At 57.9% G+C, this 20155-nt stretch carries 12 protein-coding genes; 1 reads left to right on the top strand and 11 read right to left on the bottom strand.

Annotation, left to right across the window (positions count from 1 at the left end; all coding sequences use genetic code 11):
- Window positions 1–7 precede the first annotated feature (7 nt).
- The 11 genes from ACQYWX_RS26430 to ACQYWX_RS26380 form a co-directional block, all read right to left on the bottom strand.
- On the bottom strand, window positions 8–2272 hold the full coding sequence (locus ACQYWX_RS26430) for an aminotransferase class I/II-fold pyridoxal phosphate-dependent enzyme (RefSeq protein ID WP_431686921.1): 2265 nt from the start codon (window positions 2270–2272) through the stop codon (window positions 8–10).
- Window positions 2273–2302: 30 nt separating this feature from the next.
- Window positions 2303–2545 carry an acyl carrier protein gene (locus ACQYWX_RS26425; protein ID WP_216738632.1) on the bottom strand — a complete coding sequence of 81 codons (243 nt, stop codon included), beginning with the start codon at window positions 2543–2545 and terminating at the stop codon, window positions 2303–2305.
- Between the two features lie 52 nt (window positions 2546–2597).
- The gene (locus ACQYWX_RS26420; RefSeq protein WP_431686920.1) at window positions 2598–3617 is read right to left on the bottom strand and encodes a methyltransferase; all 1020 of its coding nucleotides are present in this window, start codon (window positions 3615–3617) and stop codon (window positions 2598–2600) included.
- Window positions 3618–3651: 34 nt separating this feature from the next.
- Complete coding sequence (locus ACQYWX_RS26415; RefSeq protein WP_431686919.1) at window positions 3652–6192, bottom strand: aminotransferase class III-fold pyridoxal phosphate-dependent enzyme; 2541 nt, start codon at window positions 6190–6192, stop codon at window positions 3652–3654.
- A 39-nt stretch (window positions 6193–6231) separates the two neighbouring features.
- Entirely contained in the window at window positions 6232–8709 is a 2478-nt protein-coding gene (locus ACQYWX_RS26410) for a biosynthesis protein PigD (RefSeq protein ID WP_431686918.1), read from the bottom strand.
- 206 nt (window positions 8710–8915) lie between these two features.
- Window positions 8916–11639 (bottom strand): PEP/pyruvate-binding domain-containing protein, encoded by a 2724-nt coding sequence (locus tag ACQYWX_RS26405; protein ID WP_431686917.1) that lies wholly within the window; start codon window positions 11637–11639, stop codon window positions 8916–8918.
- Between the two features lie 27 nt (window positions 11640–11666).
- A complete protein-coding gene (locus tag ACQYWX_RS26400) occupies window positions 11667–13364 on the bottom strand; it encodes an FAD-dependent oxidoreductase (protein ID WP_431686916.1) in 1698 nt (565 codons plus the stop codon).
- Between the two features lie 108 nt (window positions 13365–13472).
- A complete protein-coding gene (locus tag ACQYWX_RS26395) occupies window positions 13473–13886 on the bottom strand; it encodes a DUF6041 domain-containing protein (RefSeq protein ID WP_279506228.1) in 414 nt (137 codons plus the stop codon).
- A gap of 232 nt (window positions 13887–14118) precedes the next feature.
- The gene (locus ACQYWX_RS26390) at window positions 14119–15267 is read right to left on the bottom strand and encodes an acyl-CoA dehydrogenase family protein (RefSeq protein ID WP_431686915.1); all 1149 of its coding nucleotides are present in this window, start codon (window positions 15265–15267) and stop codon (window positions 14119–14121) included.
- 387 nt (window positions 15268–15654) lie between these two features.
- A complete protein-coding gene (gene dapA, locus ACQYWX_RS26385) occupies window positions 15655–16524 on the bottom strand; it encodes a 4-hydroxy-tetrahydrodipicolinate synthase (RefSeq protein ID WP_279506230.1) in 870 nt (289 codons plus the stop codon).
- A 299-nt stretch (window positions 16525–16823) separates the two neighbouring features.
- Window positions 16824–18593 (bottom strand): Ig-like domain-containing protein, encoded by a 1770-nt coding sequence (locus ACQYWX_RS26380; protein ID WP_431686914.1) that lies wholly within the window; start codon window positions 18591–18593, stop codon window positions 16824–16826.
- Between the two features lie 292 nt (window positions 18594–18885).
- On the opposite strand from ACQYWX_RS26380, the gene ACQYWX_RS26375 reads away from it, so the two are divergent.
- Window positions 18886–20142 (top strand): diguanylate cyclase, encoded by a 1257-nt coding sequence (locus ACQYWX_RS26375; RefSeq protein ID WP_431686913.1) that lies wholly within the window; start codon window positions 18886–18888, stop codon window positions 20140–20142.
- The last annotated feature ends 13 nt before the right edge of the window (window positions 20143–20155 follow it).

Genomic DNA, 20155 nt, shown 5'->3' with positions numbered 1-20155 from the left:
GATCGGATCACAGCGTGACGGGAATATTCACTTCTTTCGCTGCGTCGATGATGATCTGCGCCGCCAGATCCAGGTCTTCTTCGGTGTGTTCGCTGGTGACGCTGATGCGCAGGCGCGCGTCCCCCACCGCCACGCCAGGAAACACTACGGTCTGGCAGTACATGCCGCGGGCGCGGACGGCGCGGCCCAGCTCCAGGGTTTTGCGGTCGTCACCGACCACCACCGGAATAATGGCGCTGTTGGAATGCTCCAGATCGAATCCGGCGCCCAGCAAATGACCGCGCAGACGATGGATGTTGCTCCAGAGTTTGCTCAAGCGCTGCGGCTCACGCTCCATCACGTCGATAGAGGCGATCACGCCTGCCGCCACGGCGGCGGGAATCGTGGCTGCGAACACGTAAGAGTTGGAATAGAAGCGCAGGTATTCCACCACGTCTTCATCCGCGCACACGAAACCGCCGACGCCTGCCAGCGCCTTGCTCATGGTGCCCAGCTCCAGATCAGCCATGCCCTTCATGTTGAAGTGCTCGGTGGTGCCGGAGCCGGTTTTGCCGAGAACGCCGGTGGAGTGGGCGTCATCCACCAGTACGCGGGCGCCGTATTGCTGCGCCAACTCCACCAGACGCGGCAGATCGACGATATCGCCATGCATGGAGAACACGCCGTCCGTGACGATCAGCTTGCCGCCGTCGTGGTCGGCGTATTTTTTCAGCGTGGTTTCCAGGCTTTCCATGCTGTGCTGATAGATCTTGCGGGAAGCCCCGGAGAGTTTGCAGCCGTCCTGAATGCTCATGTGGTTGATGGAGTCGGTGAACACCAGATCGTTGCGTCCGGCCAGCGCCGAAATACAGCCCAGGTTGGCGGAATAGCCGGACGGATACACGATGCAGGCCTCACGTCCCTTCAGTTTGGCCAGGCGACGCTCCAGTTCCTTGTGCAAGACATTGCTGCCGCCGATCAGACGACAGCCGGTGTTGGTGGCGCCGTAGCGACGAGCGCCTTCGGCGATGGCTTCAATGACTTCGGGATGATTGGCCAGTCCAAGATAGTTGTTGGAGGCGAACATCAGAAACTCACGGCGGCGTCCGGTGACTTCGTCGTAGATCACCGCGCGGTTACGGCATTGGGACTCCAGAGGCATGCCGTACCAGTACAGCTGCGCCTGTTGCTTCGCCACATAAAATTTGCGGAACTCCCGGGTCTTATGAAACAGATCCCGGTCCGGCAGATTCACGAAATCTTTCATGGTGCGGGGGTCGTTTTCCGCCGCTGCGTTGGCGTCGTAGGTTGGGTCCAGATGCTCCGTTCCCAGAGCTTCAACCTGATGCGGACGGCTGGCGCGGATGTATTGCAGCAGCTTCTCGGGGGTATCGCAGTCCGCCAGGCTCAGGTGAGCGGGCATGCCGTGCTCACTGCGCAGACGGTCATGCAGGGCGGATATGTCCTTCTGTCCAAAACCGCTGGCGAGGAAGCTCAGCTTGAACTGGTCCGCCAGTTCTGTCGCCGCGTCGCTGGGTTCCTTCACGTTGTCCTGATTAAGACGATCGATAAAATCCGTCCACATGCCATCACCACTGGCGCGGCCTTCCGCTGGTTGTTTGGAAGCAGATGGTTCGGAAGCAGGTAGTTTGGAAACAGATAGCTTGGAAGCCGGTTGTGACGCCGGGGCGGCGCCAATTTCTTTAGCGGGACGAGCCAGAGCGGCGTCAGCGCCGATCTCGCGCAGGTAGGCGATGACTTGCGCGATGGTGCTCAGTCCGGCGGGAAAACCGGCTTTCTCCATGTGCATGAGCTTGGCGATCTCCGCCAGCACGGCGGCCTGAGTCACCGAGTCGACGCCCAGATCGCCTTCCAGATCCGCTTGCAGATCCAGCTCGCTACGACGGTAGCCAGTGTGCGCCTGATACACGTCGAGCACGTTTGCGCTCAGTGCGTCGTCCTGTGCGTCAGCGAGGCGGGCAGGCGCCGTTTGCTGCGCAACCGTGGCGGCGCTGAGGCCTTCTTTCAGCAGGCGTTGACCGATATGGCGCAGCAGTTGTCCAACGTTGTCCAGGCCCGCCTGAACTGATTTATTCTGCAGCCCCAGGGTTTGATAAATTTCCGCCTGCACGGAAGCCAGGGTGATGGAATCGACGCCCAGGTCGCCCTCGAAGTCCGCGTCGTCGTCAAAGTCTTCCTGCGCGTACTCCGTGTGGCGTTGCAAGGCGCTCAGCACCAGTTCCCGCAGAGACTCTTCCGCCTGTTGCGTATCGGCAAATACTTGTTCTGTCATGGTGTTACCTCATTCCTTGAATATTCGGGGCTAGTGTTGTTGCAGGCGCGTGACCAGATCCACCATCTTGCGCACGGAGGCGAAGTTGCCGGGGGTAACCTGATTAAGGGGGATTGATGCGCCAGTTTCCCGCCGCAGTAAATCCACCAGATCGAATAGGGAGCCGGAGTCAATAATGTTGAGTTCCAGAATCGGGGTGTCCGCGTTGAACCCCTGATCGTCCGAGCCCAGATAATTCTCGGAAATGTAGGTTAATAATGTGTTCTCTAGCATTGTGCATCTTCCTTTTTGAGGGGGGACTGGAAGACGGGCCGAAGCCCGTTGGTCAGGCCTTTTCTCCGACGAATAACGTGCGCGGTCCGTTGATGCGCAGCACTCTCACGTTGCTGAACCCGGCCTCTTCAAAGCGCTGCATGTACTGCTTCGCCGTGGACTCCACGCCGCCATCCGTGGACACCAGCATGTTGATGGAGAGCAGGGAGGTGAACAGCGGGCCGCTTTCGTCCTCGTCCAGGGGCGTTTCGCTGGCCATGAAGACGCCGCCGGTCGGCAGGGCGTCGTAGATGTTGCGCAGGATCTGCAACTGCGTGTCAGGGGCGTAGTCGTGCAACATCCAACCCAGATGAATCAGGTCGTACTCCTGTTGCGGAATGGTTCCGGTGATGACGTCGCCTTCAACTACGTTGATGCGGTCAGCGAAATCGCCAGACATGATTTTGTCGCGCACGTAGCAGGCCGCCTTGGGCAATTCACAAATGGCGATCTCCAGATGCGGGCAGGCTTCCGCCACAGCGACGGGCAAGCTGCCGACGCCGCTGCCGATGTCCATGAAGCGGCTGTAAGCGGAAAAGTCCACGCCTTCCACCATGCCGTCAATAAAGGGCTTGGCGAAGATGCCCAGGAATTCCTGGAAGTCCGTCACGTCGGACGGGTTCTGATACAGAATGTCGAACCAGCTGCGTTTGTCGCCGAATACCGCCTCCCGTTGATCTTTGTCGTCACGCACCGCCTGGGCGGTGTTGGACCACAGCGGATACAGGAATGCATCGATATGGCGACCCAGCCAGCCCAGCCACTGCGGCGACTGGCTGACCAGATAGGGCGCGGCGCCCGGAGCCAGGGAATAGGCGTCCCCCTCGCGTTGCAGCAATCCCATGGCCTGCAGCGCGATCAGCATGCGCTTGCCTGAAGCGACTGGCGCATTGGCCCGTGCGCAAATGTCCTCCAGAGAGGCGGGGCCCTCCGCCATGGCGTCGAACAGCCCCAGGTCGAAGGCGGCGGTCAGGGTTTTGGTTTTGAAGAAGCCCATCATCAGGTCAACAATTTGATCTTTGCTAATTTCCATCGCTATCTCTCCATGCGTTCAAAAAAGGCGTTGTTTAGTTCATAAAAGTGGACATTTCTTCGCATACGGTGGCGAAGGATTTCACGAAGTGATCGACCTCCTCTTTGCTGATGATCAGCGGGGGCTGGATACGGATCACGGTGGAGCTGTTGGCGGTGACGAACGTCAGAATGCGGTGATCGTTACTGAGCTTGGTGACGAAGCGCATGCAGAACATTTCCGCTAACGATTCCTCCATCTTGTCCACCGCCGCCGCCAGGTGCTCGCGAACTTCGTCAGGGAAAAAGCGATACGCCAGATGCCAGTCTCCCGGCAGACGCGTGCCGAATTCCCGGGCGCAGGCTTCCACGGCGCCGCTGAAGTCATTGTTGAACTGGATGCCCAACATCAGGCCGCGGCCGCGCACCTCCTTGATAAAGGGATAGGCTTGCACGGCTTGCTGCAGCTCGGCTTTGAAGTAGTCGCCCATCTCTTGCGAGCGGCGGGGCAGATCCTGCTCTATCACGCCTTCCAGCGCGGCGAGTCCGGCGACGCCAGCCAGGTTGCAGCCGCCGAAGGTGGAGGTATGCAACAGGAAGCGGCCGGTGGAGGCGTAGGCGGCGTCCCAGATCCGCGCGGAGCTGAGCGTGGCTCCAATGGGAATCAGCCCGCCGGAGAGGGACTTCGACAGCACCATGATGTCAGGCTCCACGCCTTCCCATTCACAGGCGAACAGGCGTCCTGTGCGTCCCAGGCCGGTCTGGATTTCATCCACGATCAGCAGGGTTCCTGTGCGCCGACACAGTTCCTGGGTGGCCTTCAGATAGCCGTCCGGCGGCAGATAGACGCCGCCTTCTCCCTGGATCGGCTCTATGATGAACGCGCACACGTCGCCTTGCTCCAGTTCAACGCGCAGCGCATCCAGATCGCCGAATGGCACGCCTGTGCAACCGGGCAGCAGAGGGCGGAAGTGCTTCTGATGCTTTTCGCGACCGGTGACGGAAAGCGCGCCCAGTGTCTTGCCGTGGTAACTGTTGTTGGCGAAGACAAAACGGGAGCGGCGGCTGGCCGCTTTCGCCAGTTTCAGCGCGGCCTCCACCGCTTCCGTGCCGGAGTTGCTGAAGAAGACCCGTTCGAAGCGTCCCGGCGCCACGGCGCAAAGCCGCTCCGCCAGCTTGGAGGTTTCTTCCGGCAGGGAGACGTACTGCACGAAGTTGGGCCCCATATTGGCGACGTACTTCTGTATCGCCTCCGTCACCACTTGCGGGTTATGGCCCAGATTGAGGCAGCCGTATCCAGACACCATATCCAGAAAACGCTCGCCGTCCGTATCGGTCAGGGTGCATCCTTCCGCACGTTCGAAGACTTTGTCGCAACGCTGCATCTGCAGGAAGTCCGCCAGCATCGGATTGATGTAACTGCGGAAACGCTGCACTGTTTGCGAGCGGCGCGCTTCGCCTGAATCCTGCTCTGTCGCCGCCAGATCCGAAGGGGTATACCCTGGCGCCTGAGCTTTACCGCTATGGTGAAAACGACGCAGGCCGTTGATCAGTTCGATGTTGATGCGCTCGCCAAAGGACGCCAGAGGGAAGGCGCGGAAGCCATGACGTTCCGCCATCGCACCAATCTCCAGCACTTTTTCCGGGGGCAGGTCGCGTCCGATGGAGAAGCATTCCGCACGGCCTTCCAGAGCCAGCACCATGGTTTCCGCCAGACAACCGTTGATCTGCTGCTTGATCGACATATTCATGGATTCGCCGCCCAGCTTGGTATCCGGCGAAGCCGTGACGCAACCGCCGTCCAGCACCAGTACGTCGGTGCGGGGCGTAGGTGGACGTTCCGCGTCACGGGGTAGGGCGATGTCTACGACAATGGAGCCGGGCGACAGGCGGGATACATCGATCACGCCGCCGGACGAAGTGGCGGCGGCGAACAGACGATTGCGCTCATACGCCGCATCCATGGAGTTCAACAAGGTGACCCGGCCGCGCCAATGCTCGGGCAGATGCTCCAGCAGTTGCGCATCATCCGCTGTACCCCGGTGAACTAAATCCAGACGACAACCCAGCTGCAGCAACAGTTTGGCCAGCGCCAGACAGATGGAGCCGGGATAGCCGACAATCGCCACCTGCGCGTCCGCCGGATCGAGCTGCAAACGCTCCAGCGTCTGCAGTAGCACGGTGTAGCCCGCGTAAGTGGTGAGAGAATTGCCGCTGGTCACGGGGATGCCGGCGCGCTCCGCCGTCACCAGCCCGCGCTTGCCGATAATGGAGGTAAAGCCGCCCAGACCTACAAGCTGAGCGCCCTGCGCCTGCAACGATTCGATGCCTTCGAAAATACGCTGTTGCACCGCCCGGGGCGTGGACAGCATTTCCTCCGCGGTGAGCGGAAGGTAATGCACGATGCCTTCGCAACTCACTCCGGCGGGGGACTGAATGCGGCAGAAATCGACGAAGGGCACCAGATTGCGATGGCTCCAAATGTCCCGCTGATAGCCCACTTGCAGGTCCCGCGAACTGCGGTCGAGCAAGTCGAGCATTTTTACGTAGCGTTTCAGCCCGATGGAGGTCGGGTGTCCGATAAATCCGAATTTCATAACAGTGATATCCTTTACTGAACTGCTATTCGCCAGCGTCTAAACGACAGGCTGCGCGCTTTCTTTATCCGTTTCTGTATCCGTCCCCGTTGCTGTTTCTGCTTTCGCTTCAGCTTGCGTCTGAACGGCTGGATCGCGCTGCCAGCCGGTGGCGGTGGCTAGACTGATGCCGTCGCCCTCGTTGTTGTGGGAGACCATCACCGAGAACAAATTGACGCAACCCGGGCGCAATAGCGCGGACGTGAGCGCCGCCGGATCGAATGTGGTTAACGTGCGCGAGGTGAAACGCAGACCGCCCAGCTCGTCCTCCCAATCCTGATCGGTGACATTGACCAGTCGCATTTGTCGCGAGGTGTAATTGAACAGAATGCGCTCCTGGTAAGTGTTAATGACCGAATGTCCGCCATTGCAGAAATAGAAAATGGTGAGGTTGCGGTTCATGCGTCCGGGATAGCTCAGGGCGTTCTCCAACAGCGAGGGGAGCACGTCGGGAGTGAGGCCTTTGGCGCCGTCTCCGATGAACGCCACTACGTTGGAAGGGCTGGTGAACGCGAGGCTGATGCTGGCCATGAGGGCGTCGCCCATCAGGGCGCGTCCGTACCAGCCGGAAAAGCCGCGGCGCGTGCGCGCCAGATTGCGCACGGCTGAAATACCGCAGCGCCCGACGTCATAGAGACCGGTGTAGTCGTAACCATGCTCGACGATCAGTTTCTCCATCAGCTTGTTGAGGCGGGCGAAGAAATAGTTCGGCGTCATGGGGGTAGTCGGCAGGCGGCTCGCCATATCCGAGGGGGTGTCAGGCACAGACGCAATGGCTTGATAACGTCGCGCCACCAGCTCTGGAGACGGGGCTAGATGCTTATCCACGTAACGGAGAAACTGTTTGTGCTCCAACATCAGCGGGAAGTCGGTGTAAGGCGAAATATGCTCGGGATTTTCGGTCAGCTGCACAATCTGCAGCTTGCGCTGCAAACGGCCATCGGAGAAAGGCGTGCATACTTGATGCAGCTTGCTCTTTATGAAAAACAGGCACTGCTCGGACTGTGGGTTCATTTTGTCGTTGGTGTGCAGGAAGTTGTACACCCGTGGGCTGTAGCCATAGACCGCCAGGGTGCCAAGGTAATTGCGATTGCGCTGGCAATGACGGAACTTGGGCACGGAACCGGGATAGGTCAGCGAATCCACCAACGCAATCCCCGCGCGATCTGCGATGGACAGGGTCAGCTCCAGTTCTTCTTCATCCATGGCGCCGCACTGCCAGACCAGCTTGTCCGGGCCCTCATTCAGCAACGACATGACTTGATCCAGCACCGGTTGGACCGATTCCGGTATGGCGTCCGCCGGCGCTTGCGGGGCGGGCGGATAAGCAATGTCGAAGCGACTGCAGGCTTCCAACACCGCCTGGGTGGCCAGCAGCACCACCGGACCGCGCTTGGCGTTGTATAGTTCCATCGCTTTCTGCAGGTCTTCCTGCAGGCGATCGACATCGTTGAGGTACAGACAGGGCAGCCCGCGGGCTTTAATCACCTCCCGTGAATCCTCTTCTGCAGACACCGTGCCCTGAAAAGCGAACCATTGATCATGACGGTTTTCCGCGCAGACGATGAAACCTTGCGCCCGCGCTTCCCGCAGGTTGGCGATGGTGCCCTTGAATTCGTCGATCATGCCGCTGGTGACCACGATCAGGAAGGGGCGGCGGTACAACTGCCAGTTGGCCATCGCGCCGCAGGCCAGACTGTGCTCGCTGGGACCGCGCAGCAGTAACACATTGCGGCGCTCTGCCTCCTGCTCCAGATGGTTGATCATGTTGGAGACCAGCGAGCCGGTGAAATAGAAGCCCAGCCATTCCGATCCCGCGCGCGCACTGAGGAAGTTGATCAGATGCTCTCCCAGAGTGTTGTGCGGCAGGACCCGGGCGGCGGGCTTGACGCGGCGGTTGGCGTAACTCATTTCAAAGAAATCCATCCACAGACACAGCAGATCCGCCTGCAGCAGAGAGCGGTCGTCCGGTAGCTGGCGCTCAATGTATTCCATTGGCTGGTGCCGTATGCGCGGGCGTTGCGGCAGGGTGTACACCACGGTCGAAAATGAGGACTGGAAGACGGGAATATCCGCCTGCCGCAGCGCTGCGTAGAAAGCCTGTAATTGCCTGTCGATCTGCTGTGGCGCCAGGTCTTCAAACTGGGGATCGGCGTAGTCGACGTACACCATGCCCACTTGAAAGTTGACGCCGAGCAGGGGCGTTTGCAGGATTTTCGCCTGCGCCCGCTCAAGGCTGTCCGCCTGGATCACCCGCATGGAGATTCGTTCCTTGCGCTTGCCAAGGAAACGCACCGCTTTGTCGCGGGCTTCTTCATAAACGGGGTGCGTGCTGGGCAGCTTTTCTTCGAATTCGATATCCGCATCCAGAGATACTTGCTGGAATACTTCACCGCGAATGTCGCTCAAAACGCTGAGTCCGGTTTCGAAAAAACCGCGACTGCGGGTGACGACGATGACCCCTATCGTAATTTCCATAACTAATCTCCCTCTATTCTCGTCACTGTTCCAGGGACTTTTTCAGGCGCAAAGAAACCCCTGATCCCTGCTAGCTGGAATCTGTCTGCAGCCGGACTACAACTTGGCTGAGGTCGATGTTTAATTAACGCAAAATTAGAGCGGCTTATTTTTCTGTCTGTGGCGGGCCGCTGCGCTCATTGCATTTTTTATTGTCAGGCGGATATCTACTGGCTGGCGTCCTCCTTGCGTTCTTCTATGCGCACGATGCCTGCGTCTCCGTCGAGATAGAGCATATCTCCGGTGCGGATGCGGCGAGTGGTGGTTTTAGTGTTGACGATGGCGGGGATGCCGAATTCCCGGGATACGATTGAGCTGTGCGATAACATCGACCCCACGTCGGCGACGACGCCGGCGGCGAGCACGAACAGCGGCGTCCAGGAGGCGTCGGTGAAACGGGCCACCAGTATTTCGCCTTGCTGAAACTCTTCCGCCTGCCGGGGCAGATCCGTGATGACGCGGGCGCGCCCCATGGCGACGCCGGGACTGGCGCCGATGCCCTGGAACACGGGGACGCCATCCGTTGGCTCCGTTTCTGCGGTTTCGCGCCTGGGGGTATGTCCGCCGACAATCGCCATGGGCGGCTCCTGCAGACGCTGGTTCAACAAGTGACTGCGGCGATTGCGCTCAATCAGCTCTGCGGAGAAAGCCTGCTGAGCAGGTTTTTTTCCCGCCACGTAATCGCGCAGCTCGTTGAAGTCGATGTAAGGCAAGTCCTCCATTTTCAGTACTTTCTCCGCGCTGAGGCGACGCATCACTTCGACGATGATTTTGCGATAGAACCAGGTTTGCGCGATGTAGGTGGGCCGGGTGGCTTCGCGTCGCTCCGCCATTTTGGCGTAGGTGGAGATAACGAACTTGAACAGCAGGCGAATGCGCAATGGCAGACCGGACAGCAGGGCGCGGGTGTCGTCGTCCCGTTTGCGGTCGATTTCCTCCAGCCGCGACTCCAACTGCACGTCGCTGGTCAGGTACATACGAATCACCTGCAGCAGATAACTGGGATCGTCGGCCCAGCGGGGGATGCTGAGTTCAAACTCCTGACGACCGCGGGCGCCATAGTCGCGCAGGAACGCCATGAAATCATTGTTCCAGAAGCGCGCGCCTTTGTCGTCGTCTTGTAGCTTCTGCGCCAATTGTTCCAACGGCGTCTCCAGCACCAGTTGACGCAGGTGGCTGGAACGTTGGACGGAGGCCGCCAGATCACACACGCCGCGGGTGACTTCGATGGTGCGCAGGTTGCTGAGAGACGCTTTGATGCGATTCTGCAAGCCTTTGCCGCTGTCGCCCAGCCACTTCTCACAGAGTTCGGCGAGGGCGTCGTACAGTGCGAACGACTGCAGAAAGAATGGCATATAGGCGGCGCAGGATTCCAGGAAGTAACGGTCGATACGTTGCAGTTCCGCATCCAGCTCGCTCAGCGACATCGTGCTGAGATCCAGCTTCAGAAAGCGCTCGGTTTCCCGCTTGCGCAATGTGATCATGTCGCGCACGGTGCGCTCCGCAGTCGCCAGGTTGCGCACTTGATACAGCGTCCAGTAGCCCACGCTCTTGAGATATTGCAGCCCTTGCGGCGCTTTGCCGTAGGGGTTGGTGTAGAAGTTCAGGTCCACTTCCTCCGTAGAGTAACGCTTGGTGAACTTCAACGGGTCCCGGGTTGGAGGGCACTGGGTAAGCAACATCGCCGACGCGGAAATATTGAGATACACATGCCCCTGCAAATACCCCATGTAGTGCTGTGAATCGCCGATATCCAATAACCCCATGGTTTTGACCGCAGGGCCATGTACGTTGTGCTGGTAAAAACGGCAGAACGACAGCCCCAGCGGCGTCATCAGTCCGGTGACGATTTCGCCGGTATCCATGCGTGAGAACAGCGCGTTATCGCGTATATAGCCATTGCTTTCATCGGCGTCCGCAAACAGGCGATTATCGCCGCGGGTCGGTGTTACGGTGATGGGGCGGGCCTGCAGAATCCAGATCTTGCCGTCCTTCAGCGCCCACTCAATGTCCATCTCCCGCCCATAGTGACTGCGGATGGCGTTGGCGTAACCCGCCAGGGCCAGGGCTTCATTTTCGTTCAGGGTGGGGGCGTTGATTTTATCGGACGCGGTTTTGCGCAGGCAGACGCCGCCGTTCTCCGCGCGGGTGGACATCACCGGTTTTTCCCGCAGGGTTTGCTCCAGCAGCTCCATTTTCTGATTGTCGACGACGAAGGTGTCGGTGGTTACTTGACCCGAAACCACGCCTTCGCCCAGCCCCCAGCATGACTCAATCACCGTACGCTGCGGATCGCCGTTCAGTGGGTCGGCGGTGAACAAAACCCCCGCGACGTCTGCGTCGATCATGGCTTGAATCACTACAGCGATGCCTTGTTTGGGCGCCTCGGCGTCGTTGCTGCGGCGTTGATCCTGACGGCCTTCGTAAGCGTGGGCGCGTTCTGTCCAGAAAGACCCCCAGCAACGCTTTACGCAGTCCACCAGGTTTTCTTCGGTTTCTACATGCAGATAGGTGTCGTACTGGCCTGCAAACGAGTGTTCTTCACTGTCTTCGCTGATGGCGGAAGAACGCACCGCTACGCGTTCTGCCCCGATGTCCTTGTATGCGCTGACGATCGCCTGACGTAACGGAGAGGACAGTTGCGTTTCTTCAATACGCTGGCGGATTTGCGTAAACGCGCTGGCGTCCCATTGCTCCAGGCCGCTGATCCATTGATCCAGCCCTGACTCCTGCAGGAAGGAGGCGTAAGCGTCCACGGTCAGGCAATACGCTCTGGGTACGGGAAATCCCGCCGCCGCCAGCGTATTGAGCGAGCTGGCCTTGCCGCCCAGGCTTTGTGTGTTGGACTTTTGTTGTCCGGAGACTTCTACAATGTGCGAATCGTAAGACATGTCAGTTCCCTTTCCTTGATTGGCGTCTTAGCTCTGGGTCGCGGCATAGTCGCCGATATGGGAAACGACGCTGCTGTGAGAGCGGAGGTGTTGGCGCACCTGATCCGCGGCGTGGCAGCCGGCCCAGATAGCGCTTTCCATATTGCCCATGCCGACGCTGTCCTGATTGGCGAAGAACACTGCGCCGACGGGCCGAGAGGCGTTGGCGAAGACGTCATGTTTCATTTGGCCTACCTTGGACACCACCAGGCCGCCGGGCCAGCGCCATAATTTGATGTCTTCAATCAGCTCAGGGGAGTGACCGGTGGCGATCAGCATGTCGCGCACTTCGCCATAGGCGGTTTGTTGCAGGTTGCGGAAACTCGCTTTGTCCAGCTTGCCCTGATCGGCGGCGCCGGAAATGGGCTTAAGCAGCGTCAGGACGCCTAGGTCGCCGGCGTAGGACGGGTCTTTCCAGTTCGCCGCCAGGCAGACGCCGCTGCGGCACCAGCTATTTGGGTAACGACCGCCAATATCGCCTTCAATGACGTAGCCGCCGAAGTAATTGGTCAGCGCCGCTTTTTTCAGATACACCCCGGCGATGGCGTAGTCCCTGTGTTCAATTTCCGCGATGGCCGCTTTTTGCTGTGGCGGTAATCCGTCCACCACTGGTACGGCGGCGTGCTTGGCGCCGGCCCAGATCAGCGCTTTGGCGTTCGCGTAATAGTTTTTGCCTTCCTGCTGGAAACAGACTTTTACGCCTTCCTGATTCTGGGTGATGGAATAGGCTTTGGAGCCCGCCTTGAATTTGCAGGAACCCGTGCTCATCAGGCGCTGGCGTATGCGATCCGCGATGTAGCCGTTACCGCCGGGAAAGGTCACCAGTGGGCGATAGAGGTATCCCACCAGGAAATGCAGGCCGACGTAGGCGGAGACGTCCTTTATAGAAAGGCACTCTACGCGTAGTGTGGTCTCCACCGCGTCTTTCACTAATGAGCCAAAACGATGCCTGGGAACCAGATACTGCGGCAGGGAGCGTCGTGTCGCGGGGTCGAACAGCAAGTCATGCAGGGATACGGAATCAAACAGCTCCATTTCCTCACGCGTCCAGTCGCAGCCTTCCCGCCAAGGCATGGCGGGGTGTTTGCCGGAATCAGGAGTGAAACGATTAAGATATTGAAACAAGTCGGCGAACATGGGGTCGCCTAACTTCTTCTCTGCAGAAATGAAGGGTTTGCCTGACATGGCGCTGTACAGCAGGTTGGCGGTCAGTCCCCAGACGGCGGGCTTCAGTAATTCTTTGGGCTGTTTCAGCAAGGCGGCGGTGACTTCGCCCAGACCCTTCATCAGGCGCTTGGTGTCAAAGATGACCAGGGTATCTTCCGCAGTGGAGCGCCACTGGTTCCACAAGTCCAGGTCCTGCAGCAGATGGGAGACTTCGTTGTCGCCTGTGGGCAATTGAAAGCAGGAAGCGCCGCTGGCGTATAACAGGCCATCCCGTTGCTCCAGACGCGCCGCGCCGCCGAAGCGGTCCCGTTGATCCAGCACCAATAGTTTGCGCTCGCGCAGCTTCCAGGCGGAAGACAGTCCAGATACGCCGCCGCCAACAATTATCACGTCAAAATCGCCGACGTGTTGCGGGGGCGACGCGTCTGTCTCGTCAAAGGAACCTTGATTGCATTCAAAGTCTTTGCTGGGAAATACAGGCGCTTCGCCTGCATATTGTGAATTGTCTTGTGATTCCATCTGTTCCTACCTTTCCGTTGTTTTAGTTGAAATGAGTCCGATCACGGCCTGACCTGCGCAGATCCTGTCGATGAAAGACAAATAGGAGGATGCTATTTGTCCGTCGGATTAAGAGTGGGACAGGGCGTACAGAGACTTCTTCTGATTGGCGGATTCCCACAGGACAAGCAGGGCGACAATCAGAAAGATCAAATCCACGAACACAATCTGTGGAAACGCCCGGTGGAGTAGGGCGACAAAGCCCGCCAGCATGACGCACTGGCCGATAACCGCGGGAACCAGCAGGCGATTGAATAAATAGCAAAGACCGGATGCGAGCAGCGCGAAGCCACTGACCCAGGCCATTAACTGGGCATGAGCCGCCAGCCATTCGCTGAGACCGGCCAGCCAGGTTCCCTGGTTGGCGGCGGCGGCTTTTTGCAGGGTGACGCCGACATCTTCAATTTGGGGAAACGCCTTGGCGATGCCCGCCATGACATAGAGGGCGCCGAATAAATATCTGAGAATCTTAACTATTTTCATTGGATCTGCTCTGCTCGCTGTCGTATGACCCGTATGAGTGCGGGCTCTTGGTTATTAGTGTCGCGAGGGGCGTTGAAGCGCTTGTACTTTTCACAAGGCAAAAGCAGCCCCTGAAAGCCGGTGAAGGCTTTCAAAACTCAGGTGACGGGGTAATGCAGGCAAATCAGCCGAACAGGCTGCTACAGACTTCCTTTCCCGTATTTTCCTTTTTTAGACCGTATGAAATATCGCGTCAGCGCAATCCCATATGCCTGGCTATCAGCTCTTTCTGAATCTCAGAAGTGCCCGAGAATATCCTCGATGGCAGGGAATCCAGGAGCAGCCGGTCGACGCCGGCGGCGCTGGAAACGCCGGTTCCGCCGAAGACCTGCATGGCGTCCAGTCCGCTTAGCACGGAACATTCAGAGATCCAGAGTTTGCTGAGGGCGATAGCTTCCTCGTAGGGTTCGCCCTGGTCGTATAGCCAGCCAGCCCGATACAGCAAGAGTCGGGAGGTTTCCAGGCGCAACTTCATATCCACCAGCCGACCCGAGACAGACTGGTTACGGCCGATGGGCTGGCCGAACTGCTTTCTGTTGCGGGCGTGGTCGATACTTTGCTGCAATGCGCGCTCCATAGCGCCGACATAGGCGGCGAACAGACAGCCACGCTCCCAGATCATGGAGTCATGGAACATCGGCGCGCCGCCGCCTTCTTCACCCAACAGAGCGGAAGCGGGGATGCGACAGTCGTCCATATACAGTGAGCCCCATGGGCTGGTGCACAAGCCGGTTTTGGAGCCGCCATCGGTCACTGAAAGCCCTGGCGTGTCCCGGGGAACCAGGAAGCCGCTGACCCCGAAAAAGCTCTGATTGGGGTCCGTCTTGGCGTATATCAGGAACAGATCGGCCACTGGCGCATTGGTGACGAAGCATTTTTCACCACGCAGGATGTAAGTGTCGCCGTCCCGGACAGCGCTGGCGCGCATGGCGAAAGCGTCTGAGCCGGATTCCGGTTCGGTGATGGCGTTGGCGGCGATAAGCTCGCCCTTGGAGATGCGATGTAAGTAGTGTTGGCGTTGCGCGTCGTTACCGTAACGCCAGATGGGAACTGCGCAGGCGAACATGTGCGCGCAGAGTGAGAAGACAAGTCCCATGTCAGTGCAGCCGAAACCGAGCGCTTCCACTGTCAGCATGGTGTCCAGGGCGCCGAAACCGGAGCCGCTCCATTGCTCGGGGATAGGGAGCCCAGAGAGTCCCAAATCCGCAGCCCGGTTCCAGAGTTCGCGATCAAACGCGGATTCTGCTATACGTCGCCGGGCCGACTCCGAAAGTACTTGTTGAGCGAATTCACGCACGTGGGAGACACGAGCGAGCTGCTCATCATCGAGTCGAAAGTCCATTACAAAGTCCTTCTTTCAGGATTTCCATAGATCTCTGAAAGCCGCAACGGAACACTCCGCAGCGGCGGGCCCAGGTTACGACTCCGTAACGATGGGCGTCCTTATTCTCGATAATACCCACTAATACATGCAGGTCAGTACTTCCGGGACCTGCTGGAGAGGCGGTAGGAGAAGTTTAAAATACCACTGCCATTCCAAAACACAATCATTGAAATAAATATTTCATTTTAAACTTTGTCGTCTCGCGGCGCGTTAGCCCTGATATTGAGACGGTAGGAGTTTACTGCTTGTATTTTTTATCCGTATCAGTAGGGATATTCTTATCGCGAATATTTCCTCGACGATATTACCATTTGGTATTAGACGCTTAATTGTACGATTATTGAGCTATTTGTATAACTCATTGATTATATTCTTGATATCCGATTTTGCTTGCTCGCTTAACGGAACGATGGGTAAGCGGCATTCCTCCTTGCAAAGGCCTAACAACGAGGCGGCGTACTTGGCGCCCGCAGGGCTGGGTTCGCGAAATAACGCTTCGTGTAGAGGCGCCAGCAAGTCGTGAATACGTAGGGCTTCACGGAAATCGCCTTGCAGAGTGGCGGTTTGCATTTGACCGTACAGGTCCGGCGCTATATTGGCGGAAACCGAGATGCAGCCTTGCCCCCCACTGGCGTTATACGCGATGGCAGTCATATCGTCGCCGGAAAGAAAGCTGAAAGGCTTGTTGATCAGCATGCGCTCACGACTGATACGGGCCAAATCGGTGGTGGCGTCTTTCACTCCGACGATGCGCGGCAATTCCGCCAGTCTCGCCATGGTTTCCGGCTTAATGTCCACGACCGCGCGAGGCGGGATGTTGTAGACAATGATGGGAATATCTATTGCGTCATGAACCATTTTGAAATGCTGGTACAAACCTTCCTGGGACGGACGGTTGTAATATCCGGCGACGCAAAGCACCGCATCCGCGCCCGCCTGCTGAGCGTGTTGCGCATAACGCACCGCCTCCACCGGGTTGTTGGAGCCAGCCCCGGCGATTACCGGAACTCGGCCATGCGCCTGCTCCGCCACCAGCGCCACCACCCGTTTGTGTTCCTCTTCCGTCAACGTGGGGGACTCGCCTGTCGTGCCCACCGGAACCAGGCCGTGAGCGCCATGTTTGATTTGCCAGTCGACGAGACCGGCAAGCGCTTTCTCATCCACTTGGCCGTTGATGAATGGCGTTATCATGGCGATTAAGGAACCACGAAACATAAATTAACTCCTTGGCAATAGAATTGACGTACCTGGGTTACGGGCAAAAAAAAACCGGCGGCGAAGCAATCGCGACCGGTTTTTTTTCATGGATTCCCCAGGAATTATTTTATTTGCATGCGCAAATCCCGGCCGCAAGGTGGAACCCCGGTTTCCCAGTCTTTCGTTTGAGCAGGAATGCAAAATTCGGCACGAGTATAAAACGCTAAGTAAATCTGACACCGGACTACTTTAATGCGGTCGCGCGGCGACATCAATCTGAAATTATCCGGCGGCGTTGGCCGCCGGAGCGAGCATCGTCACTCTTGCGGATCGGAGTAGTTCAACGTCATGGTGGCCGGCGTATCGTCGGCGGTCAGCCACTGTCCATCCGGGCCAGGGGACTGATAGCTGGCGTCCATGTAATACCCCGCCTGCGATTCGCTGACGCTGTAGTAGGTAATGGCGTCATCGCTGATTTGTCCTACGGTGGCGGCGGTTTGCGTATTGTAGGTGGCGCTCAGGCTGCGCTGAGTCTCCTCATCCTGTCGCTCCCAGCGTCTGGACAATGTCGTTGGCGTATCGTCCGCAGTAAACCACACGCCATCCGCTCCCGGCGCGCGAAAACCGGCTTCTTCGATGCTTTCCCGGTCGGCGCTGGTTGTGGAAGTGTAGTACTCGTTAATCAGGTCGTCATCGGTGAAGGGCTCACGATCAGGGCCTGTGGAGCTGTAGTTGATCCAGCGGCTGAAATTGCCGTTCTCATCCGTTTCACTCTTGGCGTGACTGGCCAGTAAATCATCCTGAGTGAACCAGACGCCGTCAGGCCCGGGATTGTTCACTTCTTTGCTGTAGATGTTATGCCCGTCCGCATCGCTGCGCTCCTCGGAGTAGCCGAAGGGGATATCGTCAGCGGTGCGCCACAGGCCGTCATAACCGGGGTCGCGGTAGAACACCGTGCGGGTAAGTCCCTCTTTGGTGGTGGTGATGCTGTAGTCGCTCAGGCGGTCATCCTGGGTGAGCCAGGCGCCGTCCTTGCCAGGGGAAGCGTAATTGGCGACGGCGCTGGTCTCGTCATCATAGTCGGACACGCTGAAAGCGCTGACCTGGTCGTCCGCCGTCTCCCACACGCCATCGGCGCCGGGATGGCTGTATACCCAGCTGGCGGTGCGCATTTTGTCGCCTTGGGTCTTCTGCTCGTCGCGATTGACTTCAAGGATGACGTCGTCGGCGGTGAAGCATTGATTGTCTGCGCCCTGGCGGCTGCGCTTGTAAACAGTGACGGATTGTTCCTCGTCGCCTTCGGAGCTTTGCAGCGCGCAATTATCGGAAGCGTCGTCGTCAGTGAACCAGACTCCGTCAGGACCAGGGCCCTGGTACTGCGCAGACTGGTATAGCGTGTCGGAAGAACGAAGACGGGTGTAGCTTTCCGGAACGTCATCGTCGGTGAGCCAGACTCCGTCGGCGCCCGGCGCGACAAAGGTCGCCTCCAGAGTTTCTTCCGCAGTCGAACGGGTGCGGACATAGCGACTGATCTCATCATCGCCGGTGAACCAAACCTGATCCGAACCTGAGTTTATGTAATTAACGTTAAAGTTCACCTCTTCGCCTTCGCGAGACTCTCTCCACTCCTCGAAATACCCACTGATACGGCCATCCTGGAATTCGATGCCGCGATAGCGATAAGTGTCGTCAGTGGTGAAGCTCAGGTTGATAGTGCTGACGGATTGTCCTTTTTCGCTTTTCAGGCCGCTCACATTCAGCGCGACATTTGTGGACAGCGGTAGAGGCATGGCGAGGCGCAACGTCAATACGTTGGCCTGGGCGTCGTACTCCCGCTCCGCGATATCGATAATTCGCGTGGGATCGAGTTTCAGCTCGATGGCGCTGGCGTCGACGCTGGCGGGGTCCAGCGCTTCGTTAAAGAAAAGGGTGATGACAGGGATGGCGGCGGCTTTGGTCTCGCCTGCTGCGGGGGCGGAAAAGGCCAACGAGGGTGTGTTTGATGTCGCAGGGCCGGAAAGACCGGCGCATCCCTGTAGACCGATGACGGCCGCAGCCAGACAGATGATTTGAGTATGGGTTCGCATGGACGTCCTATGCCGGATTGTTGATTTTTTGCCAAGCAGATCAATAGGATTATTGTAAGTCGGGGCAGGCTAGCAGAAGCATTTTTTAACGCCAATTGGCCGGATGTTCTATTAGATTCTGGTGAGCCCCGGGCTCATCGCGGATGGGAAGGCGCCAATGCCTCGCAGGCGGAATGAGCCAGGATGTCATAATTACTTGCCGCGCGGTGCGCTTCAACTAATCTTAAAAGATAGGATGTAGACTAGACTCACCTGACTCTCTTGGCGAACTGCCGCAAAGATATAATCTGGCATGAATGAACGAATTCTTCTGATTGAAGACAGTGTGATGATCACGAAAGTGTTGCGTCACCTGATCAAGACCGAGCTTGGCCTGCCTTGCGATAGCGCAGGAACGCTGCAGGAGACGCAGGAGTTTCTGGAAAAAGATCCCGGCGCTTATTTCGTGACGGTGGTGGATCTGCATCTGCCGGACGCGCCCAATGGCGAAGTGCTCGATTACGTGCTGTCGAAAAAGCTGCCCTGCATTGTTCTCACCGCCACCTATGATGAAGGTAAGCGCGAGACCATCCTGCAGAAACCCATAGTCGATTACGTCGTCAAAGAAAGCCGTTATTCCTACGAGTACGTCACCCGCCTTATTCGTCGTCTGCTGCGTAATCGCAGCATCAAAGTGGTGGTGGCGGATGACTCAGACACCTCACGACACTACGTGCGGCAATTGCTGGGCACGCATCTGTATCAGGTGCAACTGGCGAAGCATGGGCGTGAAGCCTTGGAAATGATCAAGGCGGACCCGGATATCAAAATGCTGATTTCCGATTACAACATGCCGGAAATGGATGGCTTCGAACTGACTCGGGCGTTGCGCAGGGAGTATGACAAGAAAGACCTGGTCATCATTGGTCTGTCTGGATATGGCAGCGCTACGCTGTCCGCCAAATTCATCAAGAACGGCGCCAATGACTTTCTGATGAAGCCGTTTTTTCACGAGGAATTTCACTGCCGCATCATGCACAACATCGAAGCCATGGAGAATATTCAGGCGTTGAACGATGCGGCCAATCGGGATTATCTGACCGGAATGTATAACCGGCGTTACTTGTTCAGCGCGGCCAAGGAGCTGTATCGGGTTGCTGAGGAGAGTGGCGAGCCGTTGACGGCGGCGATGATTGATGTAGACCACTTCAAACGCATCAACGACACCTATGGACACGAGGCGGGAGATCGCGCTATCTGCGCTTTCGCCGAGATGATAGGGGAAGCTTTTGGGGATTATCTCGCGGCCCGTTTTGGCGGCGAGGAATTCTGTGTGCTGTTTCCCGGCATGAGCATTGAGAAGGTCTCGCCAATGCTGGAGTCGTTCCGGCACAAAGTGGAGCAGACCCCTATCCCATTTCTTTCCGATCATCTACGCCTGACGGTCAGCATCGGCGCCACGGATGTTTTGGGGGATTCGCTGGACAATCTGATCCGGCGGGCGGACGTCCTGTTGTACGAGTCCAAGGACAACGGACGCAATCGCCTCACAACGGATGAGGATATTTAATCCCTTAGAGCGT

The organism is Hahella sp. NBU794, assembly GCF_050749805.1.
In the GTDB taxonomy this organism is placed as follows: domain Bacteria; phylum Pseudomonadota; class Gammaproteobacteria; order Pseudomonadales; family Oleiphilaceae; genus Hahella.
The sequence above is the reverse complement of the archived record's forward strand: the minus strand, read 5'-3'. Positions and strand labels throughout refer to the sequence as shown.

Coding starts and splice junctions, on each gene's coding strand:
- ACQYWX_RS26380 (WP_431686914.1), bottom strand. CDS start 18,593: ATGCGAACCCATACTCAAATCATCTGTCTGGCTGCGGCCGTCATCGGT.
- ACQYWX_RS26405 (WP_431686917.1), bottom strand. CDS start 11,639: ATGTCTTACGATTCGCACATTGTAGAAGTCTCCGGACAACAAAAGTCC.
- ACQYWX_RS26375 (WP_431686913.1), top strand. CDS start 18,886: ATGAATGAACGAATTCTTCTGATTGAAGACAGTGTGATGATCACGAAA.
- ACQYWX_RS26395 (WP_279506228.1), bottom strand. CDS start 13,886: ATGAAAATAGTTAAGATTCTCAGATATTTATTCGGCGCCCTCTATGTC.
- ACQYWX_RS26420 (WP_431686920.1), bottom strand. CDS start 3,617: ATGGAAATTAGCAAAGATCAAATTGTTGACCTGATGATGGGCTTCTTC.
- ACQYWX_RS26430 (WP_431686921.1), bottom strand. CDS start 2,272: ATGACAGAACAAGTATTTGCCGATACGCAACAGGCGGAAGAGTCTCTG.
- ACQYWX_RS26390 (WP_431686915.1), bottom strand. CDS start 15,267: ATGGACTTTCGACTCGATGATGAGCAGCTCGCTCGTGTCTCCCACGTG.
- dapA (WP_279506230.1), bottom strand. CDS start 16,524: ATGTTTCGTGGTTCCTTAATCGCCATGATAACGCCATTCATCAACGGC.
- ACQYWX_RS26415 (WP_431686919.1), bottom strand. CDS start 6,192: ATGAAATTCGGATTTATCGGACACCCGACCTCCATCGGGCTGAAACGC.
- ACQYWX_RS26400 (WP_431686916.1), bottom strand. CDS start 13,364: ATGGAATCACAAGACAATTCACAATATGCAGGCGAAGCGCCTGTATTT.
- ACQYWX_RS26410 (WP_431686918.1), bottom strand. CDS start 8,709: ATGGAAATTACGATAGGGGTCATCGTCGTCACCCGCAGTCGCGGTTTT.
- ACQYWX_RS26425 (WP_216738632.1), bottom strand. CDS start 2,545: ATGCTAGAGAACACATTATTAACCTACATTTCCGAGAATTATCTGGGC.